Below are 14,166 nucleotides of genomic sequence, written 5' to 3'. Positions count from 1 at the left end.
AAGTGGCTTTGACCTGTCTCGTTGTCCGCCGGGCAAGGTACTCTTCTTGCTATGCGGGGGAGCAAAGGGGCTACATTCCGCTATAGCTGGATGTAGGGGAACGTTCATGTCAATCGAGCCACTCAGCTGGGGGCGCGGGCCAGCACCCCTGGACGTCGGGTTGCGTACTCCGGCCCAGGGCAGTCCGGGGCCGCAATGGTCCGTGCCCGCCCGCAGCGCCAACCTCGAAACCGTCCGCACCGCACTGACCGCAGAGAACTCGCTGGGCGTCGTCATCACCGGCGGCCGCGGCGTCGGCAAATCATCCCTCGCCCGTGCCGCCGTCACGGACCTTGGCCCGGACGTCTGGTCGCTTCAGCTCCGCAGCGGACCCGCCGGCTCCACCACACCCTACGGATGCCTGTCCTTCCTTCTGGCACGCCTCCCGCAGGCCTATATGGGCTCGCCCACCGCCATCCTGCGCGGCATCACATCCCTGATCCGCAGTGACGCCGCCGGCAGGCCCTGCGTCATCACGCTGGACACCTCCGGCACCATCGACGATCTCAGCGCCGGCGTGCTCCTCAACGTGCTGTTGACCGGGACCGCCAAGATCATTGCCGTGGCGCCCAAGATCAGTGACCTCCCCGCGGACTTCCATTGGCTCCTCACGGACCGGCGGCTCACCGAGGTCCGGCTCAGCAACCTCAATGAGCTCCAGACACGGCAGGTCCTCCTTTCACTGCTGGGCCACCGCGTGTCCGCCTCCCTGGTCACCACGTACCACCAGATGGTGGGAGGCAATCCGCTGCTGCTCAAGGCCCTGGTCACAGAGCAGCAGCTGTCCGGCAACCTGGTGCTGTCCGACTCCGTCTGGACCCTGCGCGACAAAGTAGTCCTCGACGGCGCCGCCAGCCTCGACGACATCGTCCGATCCCGCTGGTCCCGGGAAACCGCGGAAACCCGCGAAGTCATAGAAATGCTGTCCTGCGCCCGGAGCGTGGAGCTGTCCCGGCTGACCTCGATCTACGGCGCCGACGTCGTGGCGGATATGGAAGACGGCGGACTGCTCGAAATCGACAACTCAGACCACCGCTGGGTCTCATTGCGGGAGAAATACATCGGGGACGTCGTGCGGACCTGGCTGAGCATCGCCCGGCGCCGCGAACTGCGTGCCGTGCTTCTTGGCGGTGTGGAGCCGGACCCGGCGGGCATGACCGTTGAAGAGCTGATGGCCTTTGCCGCCTGGACCCACGAGTGCGAGGCGGAACTGAGCCCCGCGCTGGCCCTTTCGGCAGCCGAGGCCGCCGTCCAGCTGTTCGACCCCCGGTTCGCGCTCACCTACGGCGAACTGCTTCGCCGCGGAGACCGGGAATGGGTTCCTGCCCAGCGGCAGCGCGCTGCTGCCTACCTGCAGCTGGACATGCCGGACCAGGCGCTGGCCGCCCTTGAGGACATTTCGCAGCCGGAGCTGGACGCCCTCGACCTCGAGGAGTACGCACAGGTGGCCGCGGCCAGGGCCAAGGTGATGATGGGCCTGCCCGAGCACGCGGACAAGGTGCCGTCACTGCTCGACGACGCCCGGGAGCGCCTGCTTGCCGGCACGGGTGCCGAGCGGCCGTCCTGGCCCGAACCGGCAGCCGTCGCAGCCAACCGCGTGGCCCTGAGCGCGTTCGAGTACCGGGCCTTCATGGGCGACTACGCGGAACTGATTCCCGAACTTGTTGCCGCCGCCGATCCCGAACTGAACCCGGACACCGGCTACCGCATGCACGCCGCGATCCTGCTGATGACCGCGCTGGTGCTCACCGGCCGTGAGATGGACGCGCTCGGCCTGATGCGCCAACTCGGCGGCCAGATCAGCGACGCCTCCCACGTGGTGGGGCTGCGGGAGCAGTACACCAAAGAGTCCTACATGGTGCTGCTGCTGGCGGGGCAGTGGCGGCGGTGCCTGGACTTCCTGGGCCCCCAGACCACGGACGAACCGTACCGGCTGCCCTACGGGACAGCTTCAAGCGAGCTGGGCGCCGGGATAGCGTACGTCTTCGCAGGTCGCGGCGCCGCAGCCCTGGACCTCCTGATCTCCGCCGGAGCGCAGCTGGAACTCCACCCCGTCCAGACCGCCCTCCGGTACACGTATGCCGCCACCGCCCTGGCCTACGCGCAGACCGGAAACGCTCCCCAGGCCCGCAAGTACCTGGGCAAGCTGCAACGGATCCCTGCAGCCGCCGGCTTCGCTGACGAGAGCGTCATCCGCTTCTGCGCACTGACGGCCGGCCGCTGGCTGAACGACGCCGACTCCGTGGCGCGGCTCAAGGAATCTGCACGGCGGAACCTCGGCGCGGGCCTTTACACCCTTGCAGGCGTCGAACTGCTGGCGGCCACGGTCAACGGCAGCGATGCCGATTTCCGGTTGCTCGAAGACATTGCCGGCCGCCGCCAGGGTCCGCTGGCCGAGGTCTCCCGGCTTATTGCCCTGGGCAGCCGCACCAAGGATGCCAAGACCCTCCTGGCCGGCGGAGAGCTTGCCGCCACCCTGGAGCTGGACGCCGTCGAGGCCCGGTGCATGGCCCTCGCGGTGGACTTCGCGCGCCAGGACGGCGACTCGATCTCGGCCCGCACAGCCCAGGCCCGCCTGGACATCCTGGCCACCACGGTTGCGAACCTCCCCATTGTGCCCAGCAGCGGCAGCCCATTGCTGACCAGCCGCGAACGGCAAATAGCGCGGCTTGCGGGCCGGGGTGCATCCAACCGCGACATTGCCCTGGAAATGGGCGTGTCAGTCCGGACTGTTGAGGGCCATCTGTACCAGGTCTTCACCAAGCTCGGCGTAACCTCCAGGGGTGATCTGACTGGACTCGTCTAACGGCCACAAAGCAGCAGCAAGCAGGGTCCTCACCGGACGCCGCGAACCGCTGGACAGGATCTGCAACATCGTCCGGAACCGCACCAGCCAGGCGGTGTTTGTCATGGCCGGCCCCGGCATCGGAAAGTCGTCCCTGGCCGAAGCCATTTCCGAACGCCTCGCCGGCGAGCTGAACATCCTGCGGATCCATGGAAGCTCCGCCCTTGCGGCGGTTCCGTTCGGTGTCCTGACGCCCTATACCGGTGACCTGACAGCCGAGGAATCCGTCTCCCCGGTGGCGGTGCTGCGGTCCATGTGGAGCTATTTCGAAAAGCTGCGGGCCGGGAACAGCGCGCCCGTGCTGATGGTGCTGGACGACGCCCACTACCTTGACGATGCCTCCGCCGGCGTGGTGGCCGACCTCATTTCGGCCGGCTGGGCCACAGTGGTGGCGGCGGCAAGGCCGCGTCCGGGCTTGCCCCAGCCATTGGACCAGCTCTGGTATGACGGGCTCGCCGAACGGGTGGACCTGCGCCCGCTGAACAGGGAACAGATCGAAGAAGTCCTGGCCCACCTGCTGGACGGAACTGTTCCCGCCGCCACCATTGAAGCTGTCTGGGCAGCGTCAGGCGGGAACCCCCGCCTCCTCGATGCGCTGCTGCACGATGCCGCCGAAGCGGGAATCCTCTCGAAGCGCAACGGGATCTGGATCCTGCTGGGTGCCCTTCCCGCCGACGGACCTCGGCTCACAGCCGTGGTGGCCAAGGACCACCTGCGGCGCAACCCCGAGGAACAGGAAGCACTCAAGCTCATCGCACTGGCGGGTCCTGTGGGCCGCAAGGTCATCGAAGACATCTGCGGGGCGCCGGTGGTCCGCTCACTGCTGGACCAGCAGGTGGCCGTCGAAACGTCAGGCGTGCCTGCCGAGCTGTCCCTCTGGAACGGCCTCTTTTCCGACGCCATCAGGAACACCATCTCGGTCTCCCGCAGCCTCCAATTGCAGGAGAAGATCCAGTCCCGGCAGGACGGAACGGTCCTTCGCGGAGAGGGGCGGCTGCGGTCCGTGGAGTGGGCCATCGAAGTTGGAGTCAAAGTGTCCGAGGAGGACATGCTGGAGTCCGCCCGCGAAGCACTCCTGCTTTTCCGGAATGACAGCGCCCGGTCCATCGCGGCCCGGATCCAGGACCCGGGCGCACTGCCGCTCGCCCAGGCCATCCAGGCCCGGGCGCTCTACAACGACGGCGCCTACGCTGACGCCGCAGCCCTCCTCGACGAGTGCTGGGCACCGCTTGCCGATGATCCGCAGGGGCCGGCCGTCCTCCTGCTGCGGGTATCGGCGCACCAGGCAGCCGGGCAGTCCCTGGCGGCCGTGGCCGACGACGTGCTCAGCCAGGTTTCCCAGGTAGGGGACGCGGGTCCCGCCTGGCCGGTGCAGCTCCTGCGCCTGCTCCAGTCGGGGGCCGAAGCGGACTGCCAGGCACTGGCGGACGAGGTGGAGGGCATCAGGGTCCAGGGCCTCTCCGAGACCAAGGCGGAACCGATGGCCGCGCTGGGGGAAGCGTTGCTGGCGCACGCACTCGCGGCGGCGGGCCGCCCCGGCGACGGCCTTGACGCCGCACTCCGGGCCGCGTCCGAGCTGTCCCCGCTCGAGGACAGCCTGTACTTCTTTCCGGAAGTGGTCCTCGGCAGGCTGGTGAGCTGTTACCTGTCCATGGGCGAATGGGAGTCGGCGGAGCGGGAACTCGACAGCTACGCCGCCGCCCATGCTGCGGGAGTGGCCACGTTCAACGGCAGCCTGCAGGTGCTGCGCGGGTACTCACTGCTGCGCCAGGGCCGGATGGAACGGGCCTACCAGGTGCTGCTCCCGGCCGTGGAGGCGCTTCGCCTCAACGACCCCCTGCAGCTGTTCGGCTTTGCGTCCGCCCTGGGGTACTACGTGGCTGCGCGGCTGGGGGACGCAGGGCAGGCCAAGCGGCTGGAACAGGACTATGCAGACGCCATGGCCGGCGGTCCCGCTGACCTCCTGGCCCGCGGCTATGCGATGGCCGCGGGAGAGTACCTTGCACACGACGGCAAAGGCCTGGCGTCGCTCCACACGCTGATGACCACCACCGAAGCTTCCGGCCGGGCCGGGCAGCTGCTCGAACTCCTCGCCATCTGCTGGGACCTGGGAGATCCCTCCGTCATTCCCATGGTGCAGGAAGCAGCGGGCGGCCTGCAGGGGCGCTGGGCCGAAGCGATGCTGACCCTTGCCACCGGGTGGGAAGCCGCCGATGGCGACGCCCTGATGGTGACAGCGGCTTCGCTGGAGGAATCCGGCTTCGTCAACCTTGCCCGTGAGGCGTACGCCCGTGCCAGTGCCGTTCTTGACCAGACGGGGGAGCGCCGCCGGTCCCGGCAGGCCGTGGCTCAGCGTGAAAAGTGCGACCACGAGCTGGGGGAGCGGTTCCGCGAAGGCCGTTTCATCGCGGCGGCTCCCACAGTTCACCTCACACGACGGGAGCAGGACATCGTGGAACTCGCCGTCCAGGGCCTCACGGACCGCGAGATCGCCCAGCGCCTCATGGTCTCCGTCCGCACTGTCGAAGGCCATCTGTACCGCACCTACGTCAAGCTGGGCGTGCGGAGCCGCGACGAACTGGAAACCGCCCTTCCCCGGTAGCTGCCGCCGTCGCGCCGTACCTCTTACTTGCGGGCCCTGCACCCTGTCTTTCGCCGGGGTGTGGGGCGACTCCGCGCGCCCTCCTGCTGACACCGGAGCCACCCGTGGCCCTGCGTTAACGCCGTGCATCGCCGTGCATCGCCGTGCATCGGCGGCCCGGCGGGTATCGACACTCAGTGTCCCCGTAGTGGCACCTGCCGGAATTCGAGTACACCCTACTCGTGTGCACGCCGGCCCCACGCGATTTACTTAAGGAGGCAAAGCACACGGCAGTAAAGAGCCGCACGGGTTGCCGAAACACATCAAGGCCTCATTGAACTTCCGGCCCACGCGGCCGGACCGAGACGGGGCCGGCGACGTCAGAGTCTTCTGAGACCGAGACTCTCCCCCCAGCCGTCGCCGGCCCTCCGCTCCGCGGGCTGAAGCCCGGAGCGGCTGTGGCGGCTGACCCCTCCGGGCGGCCGCCACAGCCGTGCTGTGGGACAATTGAGTGTCAACCGCTGGCATCTCAAGGAGCACGTCTTGGCCGTAGTATCAACGCCCGCCACCCTGGAGCGGTCCGTTCCGGTCATGGATAACGCCGAGGTCCTCCGCATCCGCAACGACTTCCCGGTCCTCAACCAGATGGTCAACGGCAAGCCCCTGGTCTATCTCGATTCCGGTGCGACATCCCAGAACCCGCTCAGCGTGATCGAAGCCGAGCAGGAGTTCTACGAGCAGCGCAACGCGGCAGTGCACCGCGGCGCCCACCACCTTGCGGTCGAAGCCACCGAGGCCTTCGAAGATGCGCGCCAGACCGTGGCGGACCTCGTCGGGGCAGACTATTCCGAAACTGTCTGGACCTCCAACGCCACAGAGGGCCTCAACCTCATTTCCTACGCGCTGTCCAACGCCGCGCTCTGGGCTGCCCAGGGCCGGGGGGACTCGGCACTGAAGGGCCTTGCCCTGAAACCGGGCGACGAAATAGTGGTCACCGAAATGGAGCACCACGCCAACCTCATCCCGTGGCAGGAACTGGCGTTCCGCACCGGGGCGACGCTCCGCTACCTGCCCATCGACGATGCCGGCCGGCTCAGCCTGGAGCAGGCCGCAGGGATCATCGGGAGCCGTACCAGGGTGCTGGCCTTCACGCACGCCTCCAACGTCCTCGGAACCATCAATCCGGTCCGTGAACTGGTGGCCCTGGCCCGCGCTTCCAATGCCCTGGTAGTCCTGGACGCCTGCCAGTCCGCGCCGCACATGCCCCTGGACGTCAAAGAGCTTGACGTGGACTTCGCTGTTTTCTCCGGCCATAAGATGCTCGCACCCACGGGCATCGGCGTGCTGTACGGCAGGCAGGAACTCCTGGACATCCTTCCACCGTTCCTCACCGGCGGCTCCATGATCACCACGGTCACCATGGAACGGGCAGAATACCTCCCGGCTCCGCAGCGCTTCGAGGCCGGAACGCAGCGCATTTCACAGGCGGTGGCCCTGGCCGCCGCCGCCAACTACCTCACGGAGACCGGCCTGGACCGGATCCACCGGTGGGAAATGGACCTTGGCCAGCGAATGGTGGCAGGCCTTGAGGCGCTTCCCGGGATCCGGGTCCTGGGTCCGGCAGCCGGCGAGGAACGCATCGGGCTGGCCGCGTTCGACGTCGAAGGCGTCCACGCCCACGACGTCGGACAGTTCCTGGACTCGATGGGCATCGCCGTCCGGGTAGGCCACCACTGCGCCCAGCCGCTGCACCGGCGGCTGGGGCTGACCGCCACCACCCGCGCCAGCGCCTACCTGTACAACACCACCGACGACGTAGACCAGTTCCTGGACGCCGTGGCGGGCGTGCGGGCCTACTTCCGCGCTTAGCCGCCAGAACCGAAGGTATGCAATGAGCCTTGACCAGTTGTACCAGCAGATTATCCTTGACCACTCCAAGGCCCGGCACGGCAGCGGCCTGGCCGAAACCCCAGCGCCAGGCGGTGCTTCCACCGGGCAGTCCCACCAGCTGAACCCGGTCTGCGGCGACGAGGTGACCCTGCGGCTCGCCGTGGCCGACGGAAAAGTGGCCCAGGTTTCCTGGGACGGCGCCGGCTGCTCCATCTCCATGGCCTCGGCCTCGGTCTTCAGCGACCTCGCCGAAGGCATGACGGTGGCGGAGGTGCACGAGGTGATCGACAGTTTCCGCGAGGTACTCAGGTCGCGGGGCAAGATCCCGGCCGATCCTGAACTGCTGGGGGATGCCGCCGCATTTGAGGGCGTCGCGAGGTACGCGGCCCGCGTGAAATGCGCCATGATTTCCTGGGTGGCCGCGGAGGATGCCCTGAACCAGGCGTCCTGACCCGGCCGGCCGCAACGCGTGCTGCAGCCTGCAGGCACGCACTGCCCGCAAACACCAAGAGGTCCGCTTCCCGGTGGGAAGTGGACCTCTTGGGTTAAAACGAGGGCGGGTTATTAACCCAGCAGCCCCAGGACACCGATGACGGCTGTCGCCGCTCCCAGCACCATCGAGATGCTGACCAGCACCACGTGCACCGTCAGGAATTTGGTGGCTTTGCCGGCGGCATCGCGTGCCCGTGGGTCCTTCATGACCCGGCGCAGGAACTGCGGCCAGACGGCCAGCGACCAAACACCGGCGATAATCAGGACCAGCGCGGCGAAGACAGGGAGCTGCATGAACTAGTGGCTTTCGAGCCAGGCCTGCGCCTGGGTGGCCTGCAGGTTCAGTGCCTTTGCCACCATGGGCTCGGCGGCGTCGGCGATCTTGCCGCCCAGGAACGGCACGGAGGACTTGACCTCGCCCTCCAGTTCCACCCGCGTTCCGCTGGCTTCGGCCACCAGGCGCTGGACAGCGGTCACGTCAACGGGGGCACCGGCAACCTTGAGGGAGATGTTGCTCTTGCGGGAGCCATCGGCGGCCGGGGCATCCCAGGTCTCCACCTGGGTCACCTTCAGGTGCTCGCCGACGAACTTCCGGGCGATCTCGGGAAGGCGGGTGGTGGGCAGCGTCCGCACCAGCGTGGCGCTGAAGGCGCCGGCAATGTCACCGTCAACGGTGAACGATTCCAGGTTTCCGCCTACCAGCTGGCTGACGTGGCGCTGGAAATCCTCGTTCACCAGGACAGCGGCAACGCTGTCAACGGGGTGCGGAACGGTGGTGGTGGCGCTCAGGGCCATGGGTCCTCCTGGGACGTCGCGATCGGATGAGGCTCCAAACATCCTACGGGGTTGCGGCCGGCCGTTCCGCATTGGCCAGCTCCTGGGCAGCGGCCGTAATGTTCCGTGCCATCGCCGGGAAGATGAAGCTGTGGAAGGGGAGCACGGCCAGCCAGTACAGCCTGCCGCTGAGGCCTTTCGGGAAGAAAATGGCCCGCTGCCGGTAACGGCTTCCGTCACCATCGGGTTCCACGGCGAGCTCCAGCCAGGCCCGTCCCGGCGCCCGCATCTCGGCACGCAGGCGCAGCAGCTTGCCCCTGTCGATGCTTTCCACCCGCCACCAGTCCACTACCTCGCCCGCGTGCAGGGTGTGCGGGTGGCGGCGGCCGCGCAGCAGCCCGGCTCCGCCCGTCAGCTTGTCCAGCCAGCCGCGGACCTGCCAGGCCAGCGGCAGCGAGTACCACCCGTTCCTGCCGCCGATGCCCTCGATGACCGTCCACACGTGGGCAGGGTCCACGTCACCGTGGAAGGTCCGCTCGTCAATGTACACCTTGTGCCCCGCCCATTCCGGGTCGCTGGGCAGGGGATCGGAATCCGCGCCGGCATTCGCCCACGTGGTCTCCACCTGTCCGTCCCGCTCCTTGCCCAGGGCCAGGGCCACCGCAGTTCGGTAGGGGGTGAGGCCGCCGTCGGGCTGCGGAATGTACCCGTCGACGTCGTGCTCGTTGGACACCGCGTCATGCTGGAGCGACTGGACCAGCGGGACCGCCATGGACCACGGGATGGGCGTGGTGAGCGCCACCCATATGCCTGCCAGCTTCGGTGCGGGAATGGGCAGCGCCAACACCACCCGGTAGGGCAGTCCCGCCTCCGAGGCGTATTCCTGCATCATCCTGGCGTAGGTCAGCACCTGGCGGCAGCCGATATCGAAAGTCCGGTTGATGGTGCCCTCCAGGGACGCGGCAGCAACCAGGTAGTAGAGGACGTCGCGCACGGCAATGGCTTCGATCCTGTTCCGGACCCAGCTGGGTGCGGGCATGAGCGGAAGGGTTTCGGAGAGGTGCCGGATCATTTCGAAGGAGGCAGAGCCGGAACCGATCACGACGCCGGCCTGGAACACGATGGCGTCCACCGCGCTGTCCAGGAATACCTGGCCCACCGCTTCCCGGGACCGCATGTGGGTGGAGAGTTCCACGCCCTTCGGGTGCAGCCCGCCCAGGTAGACGATCCTGCTTACCCCGGCGGCCACTGCGGCTTCGGCGGCGGTCCGGGCCATGGCCTGTTCCTTGGACTCAAAGCCCGCCCCGGCCGCCATCGAATGGACCAGGTAATAGAAGACGTCGACGCCGGCCAGCGCCTGGCGCAGCGCGTCGCCGTCGTCCAGGCTGCTTTGCACCACCTCCACCTGGTTCCGCCAGGGCACGCCCGCGATCTTGTCCGGGGAGCGCACCAGCACCTTGACGGTGTGGCCGGCCTCGAGGAGCTTGGGCACCAGGCGGCCCCCGATGTAGCCGGTGGCCCCGGTGACCAGGACCGTCCGGGGCGAAGCTGGGCCCCCGTGCGCCGGTACGGGCGAATCTGTGGTGCTGTCTCCGGTCATGCTGGCTCCTGTTCGTCCTCAGCGGTGTTCTGCGTTAGCAGTTCGGAGCCGCCGCCGTTATGGACGGCCGCTCCCGGAAAAAGGTCAGGCCCTGCCAGCGTAGCCCCGCCGGAGCCCGGGCGCCTGCGTCAGCGAAGCCGTGGAAAATCCGTCCAAACCGGAATGTCACCGGTGCGCGGTAGGCTGGGGTTACCCGGGATTCGCAGCGAATTTCGGGTTTTCGCGTTGCCTGCGATCTTCCGTGAATACCCCAGGAGCAGCTGTCATGAGCCTTCCCGTTACCGCCACGCACGGCCCCACGCTCGATGGGCTGCGCCGTGCATTGGCCCCGGACCAGTCTTTCGCCCGTGTCCGGGCTGAGGCCGGACGCGGGTTCGCCGTCAGGGGACAGGACTACCAAATCAGCGCGCCCGCAGGTTTGCGGCCCGTGCTGCTCGCGGAGATGGCGGATGGCCTGGCTGCCGCCGCGGCAGGGCAGGAAGGCGCCGCCGATCCCGGCGTGGTCCTCGCGGTGACAGCCACCGGCCGTGAGGCAGAGGACCTGGCGGCGGCGTTGCGCGCCTACCTCCCCGCGGACTCCGTGGCCGAGTTCCCCAGCTGGGAAACCCTCCCGCATGAGCGACTCTCGCCCCGGTCGGACACGGTGGGGCGCCGGCTCTCGGTCCTGCGCCGGCTGGCGCATCCGGAAAGTTCGACGGCGGAGCGGCTGCGCGTGGTGGTGGCTCCCGTCCGCGCCGTGGTCCAGCCCGTGGTGGCCGGGCTGGGAGACCTGGTCCCGGTCACGCTGAGGGTGGGCCAGGATGTTTCGTTCACCGACGTGGTGCGAAGCCTTGCCGACGCCGCGTACGCGCGCGTGGACATGGTGACCCACCGCGGTGAATTCGCGGTCCGCGGCGGCATCATCGATGTCTTTCCGCCCACAGAGGACCACCCCATCCGCGTGGAGTTCTTCGGTGACGAGGTGGACCAGATGCGCTGGTTTGCCGTGGCGGACCAGCGCTCGCTGTCCGCCCCCGGCATCCACCACCCCACGGAACTGCATGCCCCGCCCTGCAGGGAAATCCTCATCACCGCGTCCGTCATGTCACGGGCCGCGAAGCTGAAGGCTGAGCTGCCTGCCGCCGCGGACATGCTGGAAAAGATCGCCGGCGGTATCGCGGTCGAAGGCATGGAATCCTTGGCGCCGGTGCTGGTAGACGCCATGGTGCCCTTCGTGGACCAGCTGCCGGCGGAGTCCATCGCCGTCGTCATCGAACCCGAGAAGGTGCGAACCCGCGCCCACGACCTTTCGGCCACCAACGAGGAATTCCTTGAGGCAGCGTGGTCCACGGCGTCCGACGGCGGTGCCGCGCCTTTGGACCTCAGCTCGCAGGCATCGGCCGCGCTGCATTCGGCGAGCTTCCGTTCGCTCGCTGAGACGCGCGGGTCAGCGCTGGGGCATGGCGTTTCCTGGTGGTCCATCACGTCATTGGCGCAGGATGCGGAGCTCCTTCCCGAAATCGACGTCCTGAACCTGCACGCCCGCGAACCGCGCGGCTACCAGGGCGACGTGGCGGAGATGATGGCCTTCATCGGCTCGCATGTCCGCGACCAGTGGCGGATCGTGGTGGCCACCGAAGGCCCCGGCCCGGCCCAGCGCCTGGCGGAACTCTTCCACGAAAACGACATCCCCTGCGCCCGCGTGGAGAGCCTTGACCACGAGCCCCAGGCGGGCATCATCGAGGTGACCACTGCCGCCGTCGGCCGCGGCTTCGTCCTTGACGGGCTGAAACTGGGCCTGCTCACCGAAGCCGACCTGTTGGGCCGCACCTCCGCCGGGTCCACCAAGGACATGCGGCGCATGCCCTCCAAGCGGCGCAACGCCGTCGACCCCCTGCAGCTCGTGGCGGGGGACCATGTGGTCCACGAACAGCACGGCATCGGCCGGTTCGTGGAACTGCTGCAGCGCAAGGTGGCCGGCGGCAGCGACGGCGTCCGGGAATACCTGGTCCTGGAGTATGCGCCGTCAAAGCGCGGGGCCCCGGGTGACCGGCTGTTCGTCCCCACGGATCAGCTGGACCAGGTGACCCGCTACGTGGGCGGGGACACTCCGGTGCTGAGCAAGATGGGCGGTGCGGACTGGGCCAGCACCAAGTCCAAGGCACGCAAGGCCGTCAAGGAGATCGCCGGTGAGCTGATCCGGCTGTACTCGGCCCGGATGGCCTCGCGCGGCCACGCCTTCGGCCCTGACACCCCTTGGCAGCGCGAGCTCGAGGAAGCCTTCCCGTACGTGGAGACCCCGGACCAGCTGACCACCATCAACGAGGTCAAGGCGGACATGGAGCGGGAAATCCCCATGGACCGCCTGGTGTCCGGCGACGTTGGCTACGGCAAGACCGAGATCGCCGTCCGTGCTGCGTTCAAGGCCGTGCAGGACGGCAAGCAGGTGGCCGTCCTGGTGCCCACCACGCTGCTGGCCCAGCAGCACTACGAGACGTTCACGGAGCGTTTCTCCGGCTTCCCGCTGCGGGTCAAGCCGCTGTCCCGTTTCCAGTCCGCCAAGGAGTCCAAGGAGACCGCCGAGGGCGTGAAGAGCGGTGCGGTGGACGTGGTGATCGGCACGCACCGGCTGCTGTCCAAGGACTTCGAGTTCAAGGACCTCGGCCTGGTGATCGTGGATGAGGAACAGCGGTTCGGCGTGGAGCACAAGGAAGCGCTGAAGAAGATGCGCACCAACGTGGACGTGCTGGCCATGAGCGCCACCCCCATTCCCCGCACCCTTGAGATGTCCCTGACCGGCATCCGGGAGACGTCCACCCTGGCCACCCCGCCGGAGGAGCGGCACCCTGTGCTGACCTACGTGGGCCCGTACACGGACAAGCAGACCTCGGCCGCCATCCGCCGCGAGCTGATGCGCGAAGGCCAGGTGTTCCTGGTGCACAACCGGGTGTCCACCATTGAGCGGACCGCGGCCAAGATCCGTGAACTGGTTCCCGAGGCCCGGGTGGAGGTAGCGCACGGCAAGATGTCCGAGAGCCGCCTGGAACAGATCATCGTGGATTTCTGGGAACGCCGGTTCGACGTCCTGGTGTGCACCACCATCATCGAAACGGGCCTGGACATCTCCAACGCCAACACCCTGATCGTGGACGGCGCGGACAAGTACGGGCTGTCCCAGCTGCACCAGCTCCGCGGCCGTGTGGGCCGTGGCCGTGAACGCGCCTACGCGTACTTCCTGTACCCGTCGGAGAAGCCTCTGGGCGAGGTGGCGCTGGAACGGCTCAAGGCCGTGGCGGCGCACAACGAACTGGGCGCCGGCATGCAGCTGGCCATGAAGGACCTGGAGATCCGCGGCGCCGGAAACCTGCTGGGTGGCGAGCAGTCGGGCCACATCCAGGGGGTGGGCTTCGACCTGTACATCCGGCTGGTGGGCGAGGCCGTGGCGGACTTCCGCGGCGAGGCTGAGGAAAAGGCCGCCGAGATGAAGATCGAACTGCCGGTCAACGCGCACCTGCCGCACGATTACGTGCCCGGCGAGCGGCTCCGGCTGGAGGCGTACCGCAAGCTGGCCGCAGCCCTCACCAACGAGGCCATCGACGAGGTCAAGGCCGAGCTGGTGGACCGCTACGGCGAGCTGCCGCTGCCTGCGCAGAACCTGGTGGAGGTGGCGCGCTTCCGGGTGGGTGCCAGGGAAGCAGGACTGTCCGACGTCGCGCTGCAGGGCAACTTCATCAAGTTCGCGCCGGCATCGCTTCCCGAGTCCAAGGTGATGCGGCTGACCCGGATGTACCCGGGGTCCCAGTCCAAGCCGGCGTTGGACGCCATCCTCATCCCCAAGCCCAAGACGGCCCGGATCGGTGGCCGGGACCTCCAGGACGCCGAGATCCTGGAGTGGGCCAACGGAGTCATCCGCAACATCTTCTCCGACCAGCCGCTTTCCGTCACCCCTTCAGCGGGCTAGGCCGT

The 14,166-nt window shown here is 68.0% G+C and carries 8 protein-coding genes; 5 read left to right on the top strand and 3 right to left on the bottom strand.

Going from position 1 to position 14,166, the window contains the following annotated elements:
• Positions 1-106 precede the first annotated feature (106 nt).
• The 4 genes from AC1DBN_RS11350 (at position 107) to sufU (ending at position 7,806) form a co-directional block, all read left to right on the top strand.
• The gene (locus AC1DBN_RS11350; protein WP_091719054.1) at positions 107-2,845 is read left to right on the top strand and encodes a helix-turn-helix transcriptional regulator; all 2,739 of its coding nucleotides are present in this window, start codon (positions 107-109) and stop codon (positions 2,843-2,845) included.
• Positions 2,832-5,486, top strand: coding sequence for a LuxR C-terminal-related transcriptional regulator (locus tag AC1DBN_RS11345; protein WP_477723264.1), 2,655 nt, complete (start codon positions 2,832-2,834; stop codon positions 5,484-5,486). Before AC1DBN_RS11350 ends, AC1DBN_RS11345 begins: the two co-directional genes overlap by 14 nt.
• Before the next feature lie 522 nt (positions 5,487-6,008).
• A complete protein-coding gene (locus AC1DBN_RS11340; RefSeq protein ID WP_091719056.1) occupies positions 6,009-7,334 on the top strand; it encodes an aminotransferase class V-fold PLP-dependent enzyme in 1,326 nt (441 codons plus the stop codon).
• Positions 7,335-7,356: 22 nt separating this feature from the next.
• Positions 7,357-7,806 (top strand): Fe-S cluster assembly sulfur transfer protein SufU, encoded by a 450-nt coding sequence (gene sufU / locus AC1DBN_RS11335; protein ID WP_091719058.1) that lies wholly within the window; start codon positions 7,357-7,359, stop codon positions 7,804-7,806.
• Positions 7,807-7,919: 113 nt separating this feature from the next.
• Here the strand turns inward: sufU and AC1DBN_RS11330 are convergent, their stop codons facing one another.
• From AC1DBN_RS11330 to AC1DBN_RS11320, 3 genes are read right to left on the bottom strand one after another with little or no spacing between them, the layout of a single operon-like run.
• Positions 7,920-8,141 (bottom strand): SCO4848 family membrane protein, encoded by a 222-nt coding sequence (locus tag AC1DBN_RS11330; RefSeq protein WP_045730894.1) that lies wholly within the window; start codon positions 8,139-8,141, stop codon positions 7,920-7,922.
• 3 nt (positions 8,142-8,144) lie between these two features.
• Complete coding sequence (locus tag AC1DBN_RS11325) at positions 8,145-8,642, bottom strand: DUF2505 domain-containing protein (RefSeq protein ID WP_091719060.1); 498 nt, start codon at positions 8,640-8,642, stop codon at positions 8,145-8,147.
• Between the two features lie 43 nt (positions 8,643-8,685).
• Complete coding sequence (locus AC1DBN_RS11320; RefSeq protein WP_477723220.1) at positions 8,686-10,221, bottom strand: SDR family oxidoreductase; 1,536 nt, start codon at positions 10,219-10,221, stop codon at positions 8,686-8,688.
• 265 nt (positions 10,222-10,486) lie between these two features.
• Between AC1DBN_RS11320 and mfd the strand changes: the two genes are divergently transcribed.
• On the top strand, positions 10,487-14,161 hold the full coding sequence (gene mfd / locus AC1DBN_RS11315) for a transcription-repair coupling factor (protein WP_477723219.1): 3,675 nt from the start codon (positions 10,487-10,489) through the stop codon (positions 14,159-14,161).
• Positions 14,162-14,166 lie beyond the last annotated feature (5 nt).

This window comes from Pseudarthrobacter sp. 10T415 (assembly GCF_056394175.1).
This window is presented reverse-complemented; position numbering and strand designations above follow the sequence as displayed.